Below are 18,174 nucleotides of genomic sequence, written 5' to 3' on the forward strand. Positions count from 1 at the left end.
CTTACACCGTGTGCAGGTACCAGTTGTACTCGAGGTCGGAAATCGACACTTCGAACTCGGCCAGTTCGCTTTCCTTGCAGGCCACGAAGATGTCGATGTAGTCCGGGCTGATGTATTGGTTGAGCACTTCGCTGTCATCCAGCGCGCGCAAGGCATCGCGCAGGTTGTTCGGCAGGCTCTGTTCCAGCTGCTCGTAGGAATTGCCTTCGATCGGCGCGCCAGGTTCGACCTTGCTGGTCAGACCGTGGTGGATGCCGGCGAGGATTGCCGCGAGCATCAGGTAGGGGTTGGCGTCGGCGCCCGCCACGCGGTGTTCGATGCGCACGTTTTCGCTGCTGTCGGTCGGCACACGAACGGCCACGGTACGGTTGTCCAGGCCCCAGCTCGGTGCGTTCGGCACATAGAACTGCGCGCCAAAGCGGCGGTACGAGTTGATATTCGGGCAGAGGAAGGCCATCGACGCCGGCATGGTCTCAAGCACGCCGCCAATGGCATGGCGCAGGGCGTCGCTTTGCAGCGGGTCTTCATGGCTGAAGATGTTCTTGCCGGTCTTCTTGTCCAGCAGCGAGATGTGTACGTGCAGGCCGTTGCCCGCCTGGCCCGGGTAAGGCTTGGCCATGAAGGTGGTGTCCATTTCATGGTCGTAGGCGACGTTCTTGATCAGGCGTTTGAGCAGGATCGCGTAGTCGCACGCCTTGAGCGGGTCGGCGACGTGGTGCAGGTTGACTTCGAATTGTGCCGGGGCGCTTTCCTTGACGATGGCGTCGGCGGGCAGGCCTTGCTCTTTGGCCGCTTCCAGCATGTCCTGCAGGCAGTCGGCATATTCGTCGAGGTCGTCGATCAGGTAGACCTGGGTCGACTGCGGACGTTTGCCGGAGAGCGGCGAACGCGGTGGCTGCGGGCGGCCGTTGAGGTTGTCCTGGTCGATCAGATAGAACTCCAGCTCGAACGCGGCGCAGATATCCAGACCCAGGTCGTCGAACTTGCTCACCACCTGGCGCAGCACCTCACGCGGGTCGGCGAAGAACGGCTCGCCTTCGATCTCGTGCATGGTCATCAGCAACTGGGCGGTGGGGCGCTTCTGCCAGGGTTCGTTGCACAGCGTGCCGGGGATCGGGTAGCAGATGCGGTCGGCATCGCCAATGTCCAGGCCCAGGCCGGTGCTTTCAACGGTGGAGCCGTTGATATCGAGGGCGAACAACGACGCCGGCAGGTTGATTCCCTTCTCGTACACCTTGTGCAGGCTGGCCCGCTCGATGCGCTTGCCGCGTACCACGCCGTTCATGTCGGAGATCAGCAGATCGACGTACTGGGTGTCCGGATGGGCCTGGAGGAAGTCTTTCATCTCGCTGGAGGAACTGGCGCACGGGGTGACCGACGTCATGGTGTACATCCTTTGATTTGCTGCGGCGATGTGGGGATACGGCTGGCGCCTAACGGGCGACGATGGTTGCAGCTGTTGTTCTTTTCACTTTCCCATCGTGGGGATTGGTTACCCGACCGGGCGCATTGATTCCCAGGGGCGGTTCCACTATAAAATGGCCTCAACGCAACAGACATTGGCATTTCGGCAAGCAGAGCGTGCACCAATGCAATATCAGATCACCCATGCCGACCTTTCCCTGGTCCTGGCCCTGGAGCGCGGGCGCTCGTTGGCCAAGGCCGCCGAACTGCTCAAGGTCGACGTTTCGACCGTGTTCCGCTCGATTCGCAGGCTGGAGTCAGCGCTCGGTACCGCGCTGTTCGTCAAAAGCCGCAAAGGCTACTTGCCGACCGACACCGCACAGGCCTTGGCCGAACAGGCCGAACGCGCCGAGCAGGCGCTGGATGCCGCGCGCATCGCGATGACCAGTGGCGAGCAGGTGGTCAGCGGTACCGTTCGTCTGACCTGTACCGAAGCGGTGATGCACAGCCTGCTGCTGCCGGCACTGGCCGAGTTCATGCCGAACTACCCGGCGTTGTCGCTGGAAATGGGCACCTCGAACACCTTCGCCAACCTCAGTCGGCGTGATGCCGACATAGCCCTGCGGCTGACCAACACGCCACCGGAACACCTTGTCGGACGCTGTCTGGGCTCGACTTCCTACGTGATCTGCGGTCAGCCACAGTGGCGCGAACGCTTGGCCGAGGCGCACACCAGTGTGCCGTGGATTGCCCCCGACGACTCGATGCAGGACCACCCCACCGTGGTCTGGCGCAACCAGCAGCATCCGGGGCTGAGCCCGCGCTACCAGTGCAGCAGCATGTCGACCATCGCCCAGCTGGTGAGCACCGGGCTCGGCGTGGCGGCGCTGCCTGACTACATGGTCCACGCCCTGCCCGGCGTCGATGCGCTGAGCGGGCCGCTGGCCGGTTGCGACACCCAGCTGTGGCTGCTGACCCGGCCGGATTGCCGGGCGTTGCGCTCGGTGCAGACATTGTTCGAAGAGTTGACCCCGCGGTTGCGTGGCGCGATGTTGTGAGATACAAGATGAGGGCGTCTGTTCCGGCCCTTTCGCGGCTGAAGCCGTTCCCACTGGCAAAACAGCGCTTCCCTATTGGCTGGTGATTTTTTAAACTATCGAGTCCGCCTGCCCATATTGGGCTGCACGCCCATCGCATTTGCTACTGAGGAAGACCATGGCCCGCGTAACTGTTGAAGACTGCCTGGAACACGTGGATAACCGTTTTGAGCTGGTCATGCTCTCGACCAAGCGCGCCCGTCAGCTGGCGACCGGCGGCAAAGAGCCACGCGTAGCGTGGGAAAACGACAAGCCGACCGTCGTTGCTCTGCGTGAAATCGCTGAAGGCATCGTCACCAACGAATTCATCGCCGCTGAAGAGATCGTCACCGAGGATCCGGTCTTCGCCGCGTTCGAGGACGAGTCCAACGAGGCCGTCTAAGCCATGCCTGGTCGACGTCGCGCGGCACAAGGTCCTCTTCCTCGGCAAGAGGTGAAACCATGCCGGGCATAGAAGCCTTAGCCGAACGGCTGTCGACCTACCTGGGCCCCGAACAGGTCAACCTGGTTCGCCGGGCCTACTTTTACGCCGAACAGGCGCACGACGGGCAGCGCCGCCGCAGCGGCGAGCCCTACGTGACCCATCCGCTGGCCGTGGCCAGCATCCTCGCCGACATGCACATGGACCATCAGAGCCTGATGGCAGCCATGCTGCACGACGTGATTGAAGACACCGGTATTGCCAAGGAAGCCCTCAGCCAGCAATTTGGCGAGACCGTGGCCGAGCTGGTCGATGGCGTCAGCAAGCTGACCCAGATGAACTTCGAGACCAAGGCCGAGGCGCAGGCCGAGAACTTCCAGAAGATGGCCATGGCCATGGCCCGCGATATCCGCGTGATCCTGGTCAAGCTGGCCGACCGCCTGCACAACATGCGCACGCTGGAAGTGCTGTCGGGCGAAAAACGCCGGCGCATCGCCAAGGAAACCCTGGAAATCTACGCCCCCATCGCCAACCGGCTGGGCATGCACACCGTGCGCGTGGAGTTCGAGGACCTCGGCTTCAAGGCCATGCACCCGATGCGCTCGTCGCTGATCCACCGGGCGGTCAAGAGCGCACGCGGCAACCGCAAAGAGATCGTCGCCAAGATCGAGCACTCGCTGGCCAACTGCCTGGCCGCCGACGGCATCCAGGGCGAAGTGAGCGGCCGACAGAAACACCTCTATGGCATCTACAAGAAGATGCGCGGCAAGCGCCGCGCCTTCACCGAGATCATGGATGTGTACGCTTTCCGCATCATCGTCGACAAGGTCGATACCTGCTACCGCGTGCTCGGCGCCGTGCACAACTTGTACAAGCCGCTGCCCGGGCGCTTCAAGGATTACATCGCGATCCCCAAGGCCAACGGCTATCAGTCATTGCACACCACGCTGTTCGGCATGCACGGTGTACCCATCGAAATCCAGATCCGCACCCGTGAGATGGAAGAGATGGCCAACAATGGCATCGCCGCTCACTGGCTGTACAAGTCCAATGACGACGAGCAGCCTAAAGGCAGCCACGCTCGTGCCCGCCAATGGGTCAAGGGCATCCTCGAACTGCAGCAGCGTGCCGGCAACTCGCTGGAATTCATCGAGAGTGTGAAGATCGACCTGTTCCCCGACGAGGTCTACGTATTCACGCCCAAAGGCCGGATCATGGAGTTGCCCAAAGGCTCCACGGCCGTCGACTTCGCCTACGCAGTGCATACCGACGTCGGCAACAGCTGCATCGCCTGCCGCATCAACCGTCGTCTGGCGCCACTGTCCGAGCCGCTGCAAAGTGGTTCGACGGTCGAGATCGTCAGCGCCCCTGGGGCACGGCCGAACCCCGCCTGGCTCAACTTCGTGGTCACTGGCAAGGCCCGTACACACATCCGTCACGCGCTCAAGCAGCAGCGTCGCTCCGAGTCGATCAGCCTCGGCGAGCGCCTGCTGAACAAGGTGCTGACCGGTTTCGACAGCAGCCTGGAGAAGATTCCTCAGGAACGTATCAACGCGATCCTCGCCGAATACCGCCTGGAGCTGATCGAAGACCTGCTCGAAGACATCGGCCTGGGCAACCGCATGGCCTACGTGGTCGCCCGTCGCCTGCTGTCGGCCGAAGGCGAACAGCTGCCGGCGCCGGAAGGCCCGCTGGCGATCCGCGGCACCGAAGGCCTTGTGCTGAGCTACGCCAAGTGCTGTACGCCGATCCCCGGCGACCCGATCGTCGGCCACCTGTCGGCGGGCAAGGGCATGGTCGTGCACCTGGAGAACTGCCGCAACATCAGTGAAGTCCGCCACAATCCGGAGAAGTGCGTGCAGCTCTCCTGGGCCAAGGACATCACCGGCGAATTCAATGTCGAGTTGCGCGTCGAGCTGGAACACCAGCGCGGCCTGATCGCCCTGCTGGCCAGCAGCGTCAACGCCGCCGACGGCAACATCGAAAAGATCAGCATGGACGAACGCGACGGCCGCATCAGCGTTGTCCAACTGGTGGTCAGCGTGCACGACCGCGTGCACCTGGCTCGTGTGATCAAGAAGCTGCGTACGCTGACCGGCGTAGTCCGCATCACCCGCATGCGTACGTAGTCCGCCAACCGCAAGGAGTCATCATGAGCAAGACCGTCATCAACAGCGACAAAGCCCCTGCCGCCATCGGTACCTACTCGCAAGCGATCAAGGCCGGCAACACCGTGTACATGTCGGGCCAGATTCCGCTGGATCCAAAAACCATGGAGCTGGTCGAAGGCTTCGAAGCCCAGACCGTCCAAGTGTTCGAGAACCTCAAGTCGGTCGCCGAAGCTGCTGGCGGTTCGTTCAAGGACATCGTCAAGCTGAACATCTTCCTCACCGACCTGAGCCACTTCGCCAAGGTCAACGAGGTGATGGGCCGCTACTTCGAGCAGCCGTACCCAGCCCGCGCCGCCATTGGCGTTGCCGCGCTGCCGAAAGGCGCCCAGGTCGAAATGGACGCCATCCTGGTCATCGAGTGATGCCGCCGGTGACGGGCCCCTGCCCGTCACCCTCCTGTTCAAGGTTACCCCCACCATGCGTCAAGCACTGCCCCTCGCGCTGGCAGCCCTGCTTCTGAGCGGCTGCGCCAGCCACAAACCCGAAGATTTAAACGGCACCTGGATCAATCAGGACGCCATCAATGCCGCCGTCAAAGGTGGCAGCCTGCGACAGGCCCTGAACGAACACGGCCCGGTGTTCGAATGGAAACTCGATGTGGCCAACCAGCGGGCCAGCTTCAGCAACGGTTTCGAGGCCGCCGACGGCCAGTTCAGTGCCAATGACAAGCAATGGCAAGCCAGCTTCCAGGGCGGCCAGACCGAACAGCTTGCGCTCGATGGCAATGAGCTGAAGACCACTGACCAGAGCGGTGCCGAGCAGACCTTCGAGCGCAGCAAGCAACCTGGCAACACACCGCTGGGTGGCAGCTTCGAGAAGGCGCTGTACCAGGCTTACCTGGGTGGTGAATGGAAGATCGTCGAAGGTGAAGGCAAGGGCGGCGTGGTGCGCTTCGCCGACAACGGCACCGTAACCGGCCTGCCCGGTCCGGACCGTTATGCCCTGTGTCTGGCGGGCGACTGCGCCAGCATGGGCGGTAGTAACGACAGCCTATGGCTGGAGCGCAACCAGCGTGGTGCGCCGTTCATCTTCAAGCGCGATGACGACAAGCTGGAGATTTTCCGTGCGGTGAACCGTGCGCAGCCGGATGAGATGCCCGCGCTGGCGGCCGGTGCTCGGCAGTGGGTGCTGGAGAAGGATTAGGCCTCACCGGTCTCCGCGGGCAAGCCCGCTCCCACAGGCACAACACTGCCCTTGAGAACAGTGGTGTGCCTGTGGGAGCGGGCTTGCCCGCGAAGAGGCCGGTCGTATCAACTCTTCTCGTTCAGAATCGCCGCATACCCTTCCTTGTAACTCGGATACTCCGGCACCCAGCCCAACGCCCGCACCCGCGCATTGCTGCAACGTTTGCTGCCGGTCCGGCGCACCTGCTGCTCATCGGACCATTCGGTAACGTCCAGGTAGCCCCGCAACCAGCCGACCACATCAGCCAGCGGCGCCGGGTCGTCATCCACGCCTATATAGCAATCGTCCAGCGCCGCGCCTTCTGCGTCCTTTTGCAGCAGGAAAGCCAACAGGCTTGCAGCGTCCTCGGCATGGATGCGGTTGCCATACAACGGTGGCTGCTCGGCCACTCGATACCCCTGGCGTACCTGGCTCAGCAACCACTCCCGGCCCGGCCCATAGATGCCAGTCAAACGCACTACGCTTGCCGGAACACCGCTGGCCAGTGCCAATCGCTCGGCCTCCAGCATCACACGCCCTGAATAGCCTTCAGGCTCGGTGGCCGCAGTCTCGTCGATCCACTCACCTGCCTTTTGCGCAAAGACGCTGCTGCTGGACACGAACAGCAAGCGCCGCGGGTGCTGGCCACGCTCGGCAAGCCACCCCAGCACATGGCGCAAACCGTCAACATACGCGGCCTGGTAACCGGCCTCATCATGCTGACTGGCGGCCACGCAGTACACCAGATAGTCCGGCGAATGCTGCGGCCATGAGGATGGAATGCGTGAGTCGGAAAGGTCGGCCGCTATCGGTTCAACACCTGCAGGCAGGTGCTCGACCGAGCGCCGCAGGCCGCTGACATGCCAGCCTTCAGCCTGCAATTGGCGGGCTAACCGGCCCCCTACGTCACCGCAACCTACTATCAAAGCGGAAAGGTCTGACATCACTAAACTCCCTAGACCAAAGGATCAGGCTAGCCGGATTACACGATAGGCGGCTAGACCATGGGCGAAAAAAGCAACAAGATTACTTTTGTTAACAAGAATTACTTGCAATAATGGCACCCCTATCTGTTCTCGGCCTATCTCGAGGCCTTGGAGAACGCTCACTTTTTTTCTTCATCAGGTCCGGCCAGCATGACACGTACTCAACCTTCCGCTTCGCCAACCCCGTCGCGCGCCTGGCGCGCCATCGCCGCGCTGATGTTCAGCCTGGTGCTGGCCCCAGTGGCCATGGCCGATGAGCCTACTGCCAATGCCAGCACCCCCGCTGCCGCAACCGCTCCAGCTGCCCCGGCCGCAGAAGGCCAGGCTCCAGCGGCAGACGGGCAGGTTGCCACGCCGGTCGATGCACCTGCAGCAGTAGACCCAAGCGTCGAAGCGCTGGTCGAAGACACTTCGCTGGGCATGGCCCATGACCTGTCGCCATGGGGCATGTACAAGAACGCCGACATCGTGGTGAAGATCGTCATGATCGGCCTGGCCATCGCCTCGATCATCACCTGGACCATCTGGATCGCCAAAGGCTTCGAGCTGATGGGCGCCAAGCGTCGCCTGCGCGGTGAGATCGCCCAGTTGAAGAAGTCGGCAAGCCTCAAGGAAGCCAGCGACGTCTCCAACAAGGAAGGTACCCTGGCCCACACCCTGGTCCACGACGCCCTCGAAGAGATGCGCCTGTCGGCCAACGCCCGCGAGAAGGAAGGCATCAAGGAACGCGTCAGCTTCCGCCTTGAACGCCTGGTCCACGCCAGCGGTCGCAACATGAGCAGTGGCACCGGCGTGCTCGCCACCATTGGTTCCACTGCACCGTTCGTGGGTCTGTTCGGTACCGTATGGGGCATCATGAACAGCTTCATCGGCATCGCCAAGACTCAGACCACCAACCTTGCCGTGGTTGCCCCCGGTATCGCCGAAGCCCTGCTGGCGACCGCCCTGGGCCTGGTCGCCGCGATCCCGGCCGTGGTCATCTACAACGTCTTCGCCCGTTCCATCGCTGGCTACAAAGCACAGGTTTCCGACGCTTCGGCGCAGGTGCTGCTGCTGGTCAGCCGTGACCTCGACCACCAGGGCAGCGACCGCGCCGCCCCGCACATGGTGAAAGTGGGGTAAGCCATGGGCCTGCATCTCAACGAAGGTGGCGACGACCTCGCCGAAAACCACGAAATCAACGTCACGCCGTTCATCGACGTGATGCTGGTACTGCTGATCATCTTCATGGTTGCTGCACCCCTGGCCACGGTCGACATCAAGGTCGACCTGCCGGCTTCGACCGCCAAGCCGGCGCCGAGGCCCGAGAAGCCGGTGTTCGTCAGCGTCAAGGCCGACCAGAAGTTGTACGTCGGCGACGATCAGGTGCCTGCCCCCGCACAGCTTGGCGCGATGCTTGACGCCAAGACCAAGGGTGACAAGGAAACCACCATCTTCTTCCAGGCCGACAAAGGCGTGGATTACGGTGACCTGATGGAAGTGATGAACACCATGCGTGCGGCCGGCTACCTCAAGGTCGGCCTGGTCGGACTCGAGACGGCAGCCAAGAAATGACGAAAACGCGCTCAAACATGGCGCGCTACGGTAGCAGCCTGGCGATCGTGCTGGGTGTGCACGTGGTCGCCGTGGTGCTGACGCTCAACTGGTCGGTGCCCCAGGCCATCGAGCTGCCCCCGGCAGCCATGATGGTCGAACTGGCACCGCTGCCGGAACCCGCGCCACCACCACCGCCGAAGGCCGCTCCACAGCCGCCGGCACCGGTCGAAGAACCGCCGTTGCCCAAGCTGGTAGAGGCGCCGAAACCTAAAATCGCCATCGCCAAGCCGCCCAAGCCGAAGCCCAAGCCTCAACCACCGAAGCCTGAGAAGAAGCCTGAGCCGCCCAAGGATGAGCCACCGGCCAAGGAACAAGTGGTCGACACGCCGCCAAGCAATACGCCACCGCAGAAGTCGGCGGCACCGGCGCCGAGCATCGCCTCCAACAGCCAAGCGTTGCCGACCTGGCAAAGCGACCTGCTGCGCCACCTGGCGAAGTACAAGCGCTATCCGGAAGACGCACGCCGTCGCGGCCTGCAGGGCATCAACCGCCTGCGTTTCGTGGTCGACGCCGAAGGCAAGGTGGTGTCGTACTCGATGGCAGGCGGTTCGGGCAGCGCGGCACTGGACCGGGCAACCCTGGAAATGATCCGCCGGGCCGGCACCGTACCCAAGCCGCCTGCGGAGTTGCTGAACAACGGCACGATCGAAGTCGTGGCGCCGTTCGTCTACTCACTGGACCGTCGCTGATACTTTTGTTTCTGTCACAAATCGGCAAGTCTGATAACGTGCGTCTATCAATTGCAGCCGCTATGCTGGGCTCGCAACTTCATGGACGCACGTTATGACCCTCACAGAACTCCGCTACATCGTCACCCTCGCCCAGGAGCAGCACTTCGGCCATGCCGCTGAGCGTTGCCACGTCAGCCAGCCGACTCTGTCCGTCGGGGTGAAGAAGCTTGAGGACGAGCTTGGCGTGCTGATCTTCGAGCGCAGCAAAAGCGCGGTGCGCCTGACCCCGGTCGGCGAAGGCATCGTTGCCCAGGCGCAGAAGGTATTGGAGCAAGCCCAAGGCATCCGCGAGCTGGCCCAAGCCGGCAAGAACCAGTTGACCGCCCCGCTCAAGGTCGGCGCCATCTATACCGTCGGCCCCTACCTGTTCCCGCACCTGATCCCGCAGCTGCACCGCGTGGCGCCGCAGATGCCGCTGTACATCGAAGAAAACTTCACCCACGTGCTGCGTGAAAAGCTGCGCAATGGCGAACTGGACGCGGTGATCATCGCCCTGCCGTTCAACGAAGCCGACGTGCTGACCCTGCCGCTGTACGATGAACCGTTCTGTGCCCTGATGCCCGCCGACCACCCGTGGACGGCGAAAAAGACAATCGACACCGCCATGCTCAACGACAAGAGCCTATTGCTGCTCGGCGAGGGTCACTGCTTCCGCGATCAGGTCCTGGAAGCCTGCCCGACGCTGAACAAGGGCGGTGATGGTGCCAAGCACACCACGGTCGAATCCAGCTCGCTGGAAACCATCCGTCACATGGTCGCCTCGGGCCTGGGCGTGTCGATCCTGCCGCTGTCGGCGGTGCACAGCCACCATTACGCGCCGGGCGTGATCGAGGTCCGTCCGCTGACCGCGCCAGCACCCTTCCGTACCGTAGCCATCGCCTGGCGCGCCAGCTTCCCGCGGCCGAAGGCCATCGAGATCCTTGCCGACTCGATCCGCCTCTGCTCGGTGGCCAAGCCGCCGGTGGAACAACCGGCCTGAGCCATGACTGAGCTGTCGAAGGTCTCGGTCACTGCGCTCAAGGGTGTCGGCGAAGCCATGGCGGAAAAGCTTGCCAAGGTCGGCCTGGAAAACCTGCAGGACGTGCTGTTCCACTTGCCCCTGCGCTATCAGGACCGTACCCGCGTGGTGCCGATCGGCGCCCTGCGCCCGGGCCAGGATGCGGTGATCGAAGGTGTGGTCAGTGGCGCCGATGTCACCATGGGCAAGCGCCGCAGCCTGGTGGTACGCCTGGGTGATGGCACCGGCGTGCTCAGCCTGCGCTTCTATCACTTCAGCAATGCGCAGAAGGAAGGCCTCAAGCGCGGCACCCATGTGCGCTGCTATGGCGAGGCTCGCCCCGGTGCCTCGGGCCTGGAGATCTACCACCCGGAGTACCGCGCGCTCAATGGCGACGAACCGCCGCCCCCGGTGGAACAGACCCTGACACCAATCTACCCGTCAACCGAAGGCCTGACCCAGCAACGCCTGCGCCTGCTCTGCCAGCAGAGCCTGGGCATGCTTGGCCCACGCAGCTTGCCGGACTGGCTGCCGGACGAACTGGCCCGGGACTACCACCTGGCGCCGTTGGACGACTCCATCCGCTACCTGCACAACCCTCCGGCGGACGCCGACCTCGACGAGCTCGCCGAAGGCCAGCATTGGGCCCAGCATCGCCTGGCCTTCGAAGAGCTGCTGACCCACCAACTGTCGCAGCAGCGCCTGCGTGAAAGCCTGCGCAGTTTGCGCGCGCCGGTATTGCCCAAGGTCAAGCGCCTGCAGGCGCAGTACCTGGCCAACCTGGGCTTCCAGCCGACCGGTGCACAGCAGCGTGTGGCCAACGAAATCGCCTATGACCTGAGCCAGCACGAACCGATGATGCGTCTGGTCCAAGGCGACGTTGGTGCTGGCAAAACAGTAGTGGCCGCGCTCGCCGCGCTGCAGGCACTGGAGGCCGGCTACCAGGTGGCGCTGATGGCGCCCACCGAGATTCTCGCCGAACAGCACTACATCACCTTCAAGCGCTGGCTCGAACCGCTGGGCCTGGAAGTTGCCTGGCTGGCCGGCAAACTCAAAGGCAAGGCCCGCGTCAGCGCTTTGGAGCAGATCGCCAACGGCGCACCCATGGTGGTCGGCACCCACGCGCTGTTCCAGGAAGAAGTACAGTTCAAGCACCTGGCCTTGGCGATCATTGACGAACAACACCGCTTCGGCGTGCAGCAACGCCTGGCCCTGCGCAAGAAAGGCGTGGCAGGCGAGCTGTGCCCCCATCAGCTGATCATGACCGCCACGCCGATCCCGCGGACCCTGGCCATGAGCGCCTACGCCGACCTCGACACCTCGGTGCTCGACGAGCTGCCGCCAGGGCGTACCCCGGTAAACACCGTACTGGTCGCCGACAGCCGCCGCTTCGAAGTGGTCGAGCGGGTCCGCGCTGCCTGTGCCGAGGGGCGCCAGGCCTACTGGGTGTGTACGCTGATCGAAGAGTCCGAAGAGCTCACCTGCCAGGCCGCGCAGAGCACCTATGAAGATCTCGGCAGCGCCTTGGGCGAGCTGCGCGTGGGCTTGATCCACGGGCGCATGAAGCCTGCGGAAAAAGCCGCGGTGATGGCCGAGTTCAAGCAAGGTGACCTGCAGTTGCTGGTCGCGACCACCGTGATCGAAGTCGGCGTGGACGTGCCCAACGCCAGCCTGATGATCATCGAAAACCCTGAACGCCTGGGCCTGTCCCAGCTGCACCAGTTGCGCGGCCGGGTTGGTCGGGGCAGCGCGGTGAGCCACTGCGTGTTGCTCTATCACCCGCCTCTGTCGCAGATCGGCCGTGAACGCCTGGGGATCATGCGGGAAACCAACGATGGCTTCGTCATCGCCGAAAAGGACCTGGAGCTGCGCGGCCCTGGCGAGATGCTCGGCACCCGTCAGACCGGCCTGCTGCAATTCAAGGTCGCCGACCTGATGCGCGATGCCGACTTGTTGCCAGCCGTGCGCGACGCCGCCCAGGCCCTGATCGCACGCTGGCCGGACCACGTCAGCCCGCTACTCGACCGTTGGCTGCGCCACGGCCAGCAATATGGCCAAGTGTGACGCCAGTACCAGAATGGATCCAGCTTTGCGACCAGACTGGTTATACTTCGCATTTAAAAGAATCAGTGGATACGGACCATGACTGAAGTTGCCCTGGACACCGCAACCCCACACGCACCGTCTGTCATCCGGCTGTTGCTCGATAAACTGGGCGTGGCCTATCGCGAGGTCTCCGAACACCCGCAAGCGCCTGCTGCCTCGCGGGTACAGGCGATCCTGCTGGACGACGAGATCGGCGCTTTGATGGTGCTGTTCCCGCAAAGCAAGCTGCTGGACCTCAACCGCCTGGAAGAGTTGACTGGCCGCAAGCTCAAGGCCGTACCGGTGGCACGCCTGAAGCAAATGCTCGACAAGCACCAGCTCAAAGCCTTGCCGGCCATTCCGGCGCTGACCAGCTCGCCCTGCCTGTATGAAGGCAAGCTGCTCGAAGCTGACCGCCTGCTGATCCAATCCGGCGAAGCCGGGCTGCTGCTGGAAATCGAGCAGAAAGACTTCAAGCGCATGATGACAAAGGCAAGCGCTGGCAGCTTCGGCCAACCGATCCGGGAAATCCGCCCCAACCTCGACCGCCCGGATGACGACTCCAAAGAGATCACCCAGGCCGTCCAGGCGTTCACCGCCCGACGCATCCAGAAGCGCCTGGAAGAAACCATCGAGATTCCGCCGCTGGCCGACACTGCGCAGAAGATCATCAAGCTGCGCGTCGACCCCAACGCCAGTATCGACGACATCACCGGCGTGGTCGAAACTGACCCGGCGCTGGCTGCACAGGTGGTCAGCTGGGCCGCATCACCCTATTACGCCTCCCCCGGCAAGATCCGTTCGGTGGAAGATGCCATCGTCCGCGTGCTGGGCTTCGACCTGGTGATCAACCTGGCCTTGGGCCTGGCGCTGGGCAAGACCCTGAGCCTGCCCAAGGATCACCCGCAGCAGGCCACGCCGTATTGGCAGCAGTCGATCTACACCGCCGCGATCATCGAAGGCCTGACCCGCGCCATGCCGCGCGCAGAACGCCCGGAAGCCGGCCTGACCTACCTGGCCGGGCTGCTGCACAACTTCGGTTACCTGCTGCTGGCGCACGTGTTCCCGCCGCACTTCTCGCTGATCTGCCGCCACCTGGAGGTCAACCCGCACCTGTGCCACACCTATGTGGAGCAGCACCTGTTGGGTATCAGCCGCGAACAGATCGGCGCCTGGCTGATGAAGTTGTGGGACATGCCGGAAGAGCTGCAGACCGCGTTGCGCTTCCAGCACGACCCTTCATACGAAGGCAGTTACTCGGCCTACCCCAACCTGGTATGCCTGGCCACGCGCCTGCTGCGCTCGCGCGGGATTGGCTCGGGGCCTCAGGAAGCCATTCCCGACGCGCTGCTGGAGCGCTTGGGGATTACCCGGGATAAAGCCGAGGATGTGGTGAACAAGGTGCTTGAGGCCGAGAGCCTGCTGCGCGAACTGGCTTCGCAGTTCAACGCGCCCCACTGAAGCTTTCGCCAAACCTGTGGGAGCGGGCTTGCCCCGCGAATTAGGCACCTCAGAGCATGGCACCGGCTACGCCGGTGTTCGCGGGGCAAGCCCGCTCCCACAGAAGCAACTCCTGTCTGCCCAGGCAGCGCTTCAGCCTTTCTTCTTTCTAGGCTTCAGGTACTTCATCAAGCCCTGAAACCACATCACCAGCGCCGGATTGCCCTTGATCTGGATGTTCTTGTCCTGAATGCCCTGCATGAATGCCAGCTGCTTGTTGCTCGCCTGCAGCGTGGCGAAGCCGTAGGCGGCATCCTTGAAGGCAATGGCGAAGGCCGGCTGTGGGTGGCTGCCACCCTTGCTGCTGATGCGTTCGCCGCTGACAGTGAAATGTCGGGCTACTTTGCCGTCCAGGGTCTGCATCTGGAACACCAGATCCTTGTCCTTCAGCTGCTGCTGGAATGCCGGGTTGTTGCGGCTGGCCCTGGCCATCAACAGCCCCATGGCCCAGAGAAGAAAGCGAAACTTCATCAACGCGCCTCGAATGAAAAATGACTGAGGCGCGCAGTTTAGCCTTTTCCTGAACTAATTACGCAAGTTCGCTGCACGTTAAACGCAGAAAGCACAACGGGCGCCCTGGGGCGCCCGTTTGAAGAGAGGCTAAGGGTGTCAGGCGTCGATCACTTGGCCTTCTTGGCCGGTTTGGCGGGGACGTTGACGCTGTCGCGCAGGTTCTTCCCCGGCTTGAAGGCGACCGTATTGCTGGCCTTGATTTTCACCGGTTCACCGGTCTGCGGGTTCTTGCCAGTGCGGGCGCCGCGATGGCGTTTTTCAAAGGTGCCGAAGCCGACCAGGGTGACGGTGTCCTTGTCCAGGGCACCGGTGATGCTGTCGAGAATCGCGTTCAGCACCTGATTGGCCTTTTCCTTGGTCAGATCGGCCTTTTCGGCGATGACGGCGGCGAGTTCTGGTTTACGCATAGTGAAGCCTCTTTGACGGAATTTTTTGTTGTTATTGCCGTGCTGCCATGAAAGCAGCGTTCAAGGCACCGCAGGCTCTAATCTGCGGCAGACGGAAGTGAGAATGGCACGCCCTCCGGGGCCGCGCCAGTGTCTGGGCGGCCATTGTGGGGGCAACAACAGGGTAAATCCGACAGAACGCCCGCTATTCAGGCCATCAGCGGCGGTAACTGCCGATTCAAGGCCAGTTTTTCCATGACAGCGGTGCCGGTCAGGGCGTAGCCCAGCAGCTGACCGTTGGCATCGCGACAGAGCACTTTCAGATCACTGCCCTGCCCTTCGACGTGCCAATTACCTTCACGCCCAGCAGGCGGTGGCGATACCACCAGCGGGCAGGCCGGGGTTTTAACGGTAATGGGCATCGGGCCATAGCTGACTTGGGTGGGGTTGCCGGCCAGGGTCTGGGCCAGGGCACGCGCGCACGCCATCAGCGGCATCACGTAAAGCAGGTTGATACCCTCAACCTCGGCACAATCGCCCAAGGCGAAGATATTGCCGTGGGAGGTGCGCAGTTGACGGTCGACGACCACGCCGCGATTGATCTGCAGGCCGGCTGCCGCCGCCAGATCAGTGCGAGGGCGCAGACCGATGGCCGACACCACCAGGTCACAGGCGATCACGCTGCCATCGGACAGATGCGCTTCAAGGCCTTCGTTCGCTTGCTCCAGGCGCGTGAGCACCGGGCCGAGGTGAAAGCGCACACCCAGACCATGCAGCCCGTCCTGCACGGCAGCGGCCGCAGCGGGGTGCAACAGCGTGGGCATGACTTGTTCGCACGGTGCCACCACATCGACCTGGAAACCTCCCAGGCTCATGTCGTTGGCGAACTCGCAGCCGATCAGGCCGGCGCCAAGGATCAACACGCGCTGTTTGCCAGCCGCGGCAGCGCGAAAACGGCCGTAGTCTTCCAGGTCGTTGATCGGGAACACCTGCCCGGCGCCGTCGCCTTCGATCGGCACCTGCACAGTCTGCGCGCCCCAGGCGAGCACCAGATCGCGGTACTCGACCGCCTCTTCGCCGATCCACAGGCGCTTGTGGCCCGGATCGATGCCACTGATGAGGGTATGGGTGCGAATCTCGGCCTTGAGCTGCTCGGCCATGGCCCCCGGCTCGGCCATGCACAGGCCATCGGCGTCCTTGTGCTTGGCAAAGCCCGTGGAGAGCATGGGCTTGGAATAGGACCGACCGTCGTCGGCGGTAATCAGCAGAAGCGGCGTCTCGCCATCGAGCTTGCGAAATTCGCGAGCCAGGTTGTAGCCGGCGAGGCCGGTACCGATGATGACCACGGGGGACGTCATGTCGTGCTTTCCTCTTTGACGTTGGTGCGATCAGCCGATGGCGATCATTTCGAAGTCGCTCTTGCCAACGCCGCAGTCTGGGCACAGCCAGTCTTCCGGCACGTCTTCCCAGCGGGTACCCGGAGCGATACCGTCATCCGGCCAGCCTTCGGCTTCGTCATAGATCAGGCCACAGACAATACATTGCCACTTCTTCATCGGTCGTACTTCCTCGGTCAGGCTTTGTTATGCGGGCATTATGCAAGCAGTCGGGGCAATCATGCTAAGCTCGCCGCCTCTCTGGCTGTAACAAAGCATACCGACGTGTCGTACGAATCCCCGCAAGCAGCCGCTGTCGCGTGGCTGCCGTATTCACAGCTGGCGACCGATATCGACCAGCCTACTCTCGACTGGCTGTTCGACGAAGGCTCCCTGACGCGCCGCCTGACCCGCCTCTCCCACGATCAATTCAGCGTCACCCCTCTGTTCGAGGGCTGGCAGCCGCTGCGCGATGACGAATGCCTGGCACTGGGCATCGCGCCAGGCGCCGAAGGCTGGGTGCGCGAGGTGTACCTGCGCGGCCATGGCCAGCCCTGGGTGTTCGCCCGCAGCGTGGCCAGCCGCTGCGCGCTGGAGCGCGGTGGCCTGGACCTGGAAACCCTGGGCAGCCGCTCGCTGGGCGAGCTACTGTTCTGCGACCAGGCTTTCGTCCGCCACCCGATCGAGGTGTGCACTTACCCACAGGGCTGGCTGCCCTCGGAGGCCGCCCATGAAGGCCTGTGGGGGCGGCGCTCGCGCTTCGAGCGCGACGGCCTCGACCTGCTGGTGGCCGAAGTATTCCTGCCGACCCTGTGGCAAGCGGCCAAGGAGGAAAACCGCTGATGTACCTCAACCTGCTCAAGTCGCTCAACCGCGTGCACCCGCGTGCCTGGGACTTCGTCCAGCTCAGCCGCATGGATCGGCCGATTGGCATCTACTTGCTGCTCTGGCCGACCCTGACGGCGGTGTGGATCGCCGGGCAGGGTTCACCGACCGTGGCCAATGTGCTGATCTTCGCTCTGGGTGTGGTGCTGATGCGCGCCGCCGGCTGCTGCATCAACGACTTCGCCGACCGCAAGGTCGATGGCCACGTCAAACGTACTGCCGACCGCCCATTGGCCAGTGGCCGGGTCAAGCCTCGCGAGGCACTGGCGCTGTTTGCCCTGCTGGTGGCGGTGAGTTTCCTGCTGGTGCTGTGCACCAACACCCAGACCGTGTGGCTGTCGTTCGGCGCAGTGGCGTTGGCATCCTGCTATCCGTTCATGAAGCGCTACACCTATTACCCGCAGGTGGTGCTGGGTGCCGCGTATTCCTGGGGCATTCCCATGGCCTTCACCGCCGCTGGCGGCGAGCTGCCGGCCAGTGCCTGGCTGCTGTACATCGCCAACCTGCTGTGGACGGTGGGCTACGACACTTATTACGCCATGGTCGATCGTGACGATGACCTGAAGATTGGTGTGAAGTCGACCGCGATCCTGTTCGGCGACGCCGACCGGGCGATCATCCTGACCCTGCAGCTGCTGTCCCTGGGCTGCCTGTTGCTGGCGGGTAGCCGCTTCGAGCTGGGTGGCTGGTTCCACCTCGGGCTGCTGGGCGCGGCGCTGTGCTTTGCCTGGGAGTACTGGTCGACGCGCAAGCTGGACCGCGAGTCGTGCTTCAAGGCGTTTTTGCACAATCATTGGGCGGGGCTGTTGATGTTTATCGGAGTGGTGCTGGATTACGCCTTCCGTTGATCACAGCTAAACCT

19 protein-coding genes are annotated in these 18,174 nt (G+C 63.1%); 13 read left to right on the forward strand and 6 right to left on the reverse strand.

Annotation, left to right across the window (positions count from 1 at the left end):
* Window position 1: 1 nt before the first annotated feature.
* On the reverse strand, window positions 2-1,345 hold the full coding sequence (locus ACZ6YA_RS04095) for a glutamine synthetase family protein (RefSeq protein ID WP_403132517.1): 1,344 nt from the start codon (window positions 1,343-1,345) through the stop codon (window positions 2-4).
* 244 nt (window positions 1,346-1,589) lie between these two features.
* On the opposite strand from ACZ6YA_RS04095, the gene ACZ6YA_RS04100 reads away from it, so the two are divergent.
* From ACZ6YA_RS04100 to ACZ6YA_RS04120, 5 genes are all read left to right on the forward strand, one after another.
* A complete protein-coding gene (locus tag ACZ6YA_RS04100; RefSeq protein WP_465895668.1) occupies window positions 1,590-2,462 on the forward strand; it encodes a LysR family transcriptional regulator in 873 nt (290 codons plus the stop codon).
* Between the two features lie 157 nt (window positions 2,463-2,619).
* Complete coding sequence (gene rpoZ / locus ACZ6YA_RS04105; protein ID WP_012312123.1) at window positions 2,620-2,883, forward strand: DNA-directed RNA polymerase subunit omega; 264 nt, start codon at window positions 2,620-2,622, stop codon at window positions 2,881-2,883.
* 59 nt (window positions 2,884-2,942) lie between these two features.
* Window positions 2,943-5,051, forward strand: a complete 2,109-nt coding sequence (gene spoT / locus ACZ6YA_RS04110; protein WP_465895670.1) for a bifunctional GTP diphosphokinase/guanosine-3',5'-bis pyrophosphate 3'-pyrophosphohydrolase — start codon at window positions 2,943-2,945, stop codon at window positions 5,049-5,051.
* 23 nt (window positions 5,052-5,074) lie between these two features.
* Window positions 5,075-5,455 (forward strand): RidA family protein, encoded by a 381-nt coding sequence (locus tag ACZ6YA_RS04115; RefSeq protein WP_043199829.1) that lies wholly within the window; start codon window positions 5,075-5,077, stop codon window positions 5,453-5,455.
* A 55-nt stretch (window positions 5,456-5,510) separates the two neighbouring features.
* Window positions 5,511-6,236 carry a hypothetical protein gene (locus ACZ6YA_RS04120; RefSeq protein WP_465895671.1) on the forward strand — a complete coding sequence of 242 codons (726 nt, stop codon included), beginning with the start codon at window positions 5,511-5,513 and terminating at the stop codon, window positions 6,234-6,236.
* A gap of 107 nt (window positions 6,237-6,343) precedes the next feature.
* Here the strand turns inward: ACZ6YA_RS04120 and ACZ6YA_RS04125 are convergent, their stop codons facing one another.
* Window positions 6,344-7,201, reverse strand: a complete 858-nt coding sequence (locus ACZ6YA_RS04125; protein WP_465895672.1) for an SDR family oxidoreductase — start codon at window positions 7,199-7,201, stop codon at window positions 6,344-6,346.
* Window positions 7,202-7,393: 192 nt separating this feature from the next.
* Here ACZ6YA_RS04125 and exbB point away from each other — a divergent pair, with 192 nt between their 5' ends.
* The 6 genes from exbB (at window position 7,394) to ACZ6YA_RS04155 (ending at window position 14,113) form a co-directional block, all read left to right on the forward strand.
* Window positions 7,394-8,365 carry a tonB-system energizer ExbB gene (gene exbB / locus ACZ6YA_RS04130; protein WP_465895674.1) on the forward strand — a complete coding sequence of 324 codons (972 nt, stop codon included), beginning with the start codon at window positions 7,394-7,396 and terminating at the stop codon, window positions 8,363-8,365.
* A 3-nt stretch (window positions 8,366-8,368) separates the two neighbouring features.
* Window positions 8,369-8,797 (forward strand): TonB system transport protein ExbD, encoded by a 429-nt coding sequence (gene exbD / locus ACZ6YA_RS04135; RefSeq protein WP_400801535.1) that lies wholly within the window; start codon window positions 8,369-8,371, stop codon window positions 8,795-8,797.
* Window positions 8,794-9,528 (forward strand): energy transducer TonB, encoded by a 735-nt coding sequence (locus ACZ6YA_RS04140; RefSeq protein ID WP_403132093.1) that lies wholly within the window; start codon window positions 8,794-8,796, stop codon window positions 9,526-9,528. The genes exbD and ACZ6YA_RS04140 overlap by 4 nt, the downstream gene beginning before the upstream one ends.
* 94 nt (window positions 9,529-9,622) lie before the next feature.
* Window positions 9,623-10,549 (forward strand): LysR substrate-binding domain-containing protein, encoded by a 927-nt coding sequence (locus ACZ6YA_RS04145; RefSeq protein ID WP_465895676.1) that lies wholly within the window; start codon window positions 9,623-9,625, stop codon window positions 10,547-10,549.
* A 3-nt stretch (window positions 10,550-10,552) separates the two neighbouring features.
* On the forward strand, window positions 10,553-12,631 hold the full coding sequence (gene recG, locus ACZ6YA_RS04150) for an ATP-dependent DNA helicase RecG (RefSeq protein WP_465895677.1): 2,079 nt from the start codon (window positions 10,553-10,555) through the stop codon (window positions 12,629-12,631).
* A gap of 78 nt (window positions 12,632-12,709) precedes the next feature.
* Window positions 12,710-14,113, forward strand: coding sequence for an HDOD domain-containing protein (locus tag ACZ6YA_RS04155; RefSeq protein ID WP_465895678.1), 1,404 nt, complete (start codon window positions 12,710-12,712; stop codon window positions 14,111-14,113).
* A 132-nt stretch (window positions 14,114-14,245) separates the two neighbouring features.
* Here ACZ6YA_RS04155 and ACZ6YA_RS04160 read toward each other — a convergent pair whose 3' ends face one another.
* The 4 genes from ACZ6YA_RS04160 to ACZ6YA_RS04175 form a co-directional block, all read right to left on the reverse strand.
* On the reverse strand, window positions 14,246-14,623 hold the full coding sequence (locus tag ACZ6YA_RS04160; RefSeq protein WP_465895679.1) for a helicase: 378 nt from the start codon (window positions 14,621-14,623) through the stop codon (window positions 14,246-14,248).
* Window positions 14,624-14,772: 149 nt separating this feature from the next.
* Entirely contained in the window at window positions 14,773-15,072 is a 300-nt protein-coding gene (locus tag ACZ6YA_RS04165) for an HU family DNA-binding protein (RefSeq protein ID WP_039605050.1), read from the reverse strand.
* 188 nt (window positions 15,073-15,260) lie between these two features.
* Window positions 15,261-16,409 (reverse strand): NAD(P)/FAD-dependent oxidoreductase, encoded by a 1,149-nt coding sequence (locus ACZ6YA_RS04170; protein WP_465895681.1) that lies wholly within the window; start codon window positions 16,407-16,409, stop codon window positions 15,261-15,263.
* A 30-nt stretch (window positions 16,410-16,439) separates the two neighbouring features.
* A complete protein-coding gene (locus ACZ6YA_RS04175) occupies window positions 16,440-16,607 on the reverse strand; it encodes a rubredoxin (RefSeq protein WP_011536423.1) in 168 nt (55 codons plus the stop codon).
* A 105-nt stretch (window positions 16,608-16,712) separates the two neighbouring features.
* Here ACZ6YA_RS04175 and ACZ6YA_RS04180 point away from each other — a divergent pair, with 105 nt between their 5' ends.
* Entirely contained in the window at window positions 16,713-17,270 is a 558-nt protein-coding gene (locus tag ACZ6YA_RS04180; protein WP_465895682.1) for a chorismate--pyruvate lyase family protein, read from the forward strand.
* Window positions 17,270-18,160, forward strand: a complete 891-nt coding sequence (gene ubiA / locus ACZ6YA_RS04185; protein ID WP_465895683.1) for a 4-hydroxybenzoate octaprenyltransferase — start codon at window positions 17,270-17,272, stop codon at window positions 18,158-18,160. Before ACZ6YA_RS04180 ends, ubiA begins: the two co-directional genes overlap by 1 nt.
* The last annotated feature ends 14 nt before the right edge of the window (window positions 18,161-18,174 follow it).

This window comes from Pseudomonas sp. NPDC090752 (assembly GCF_055584805.1).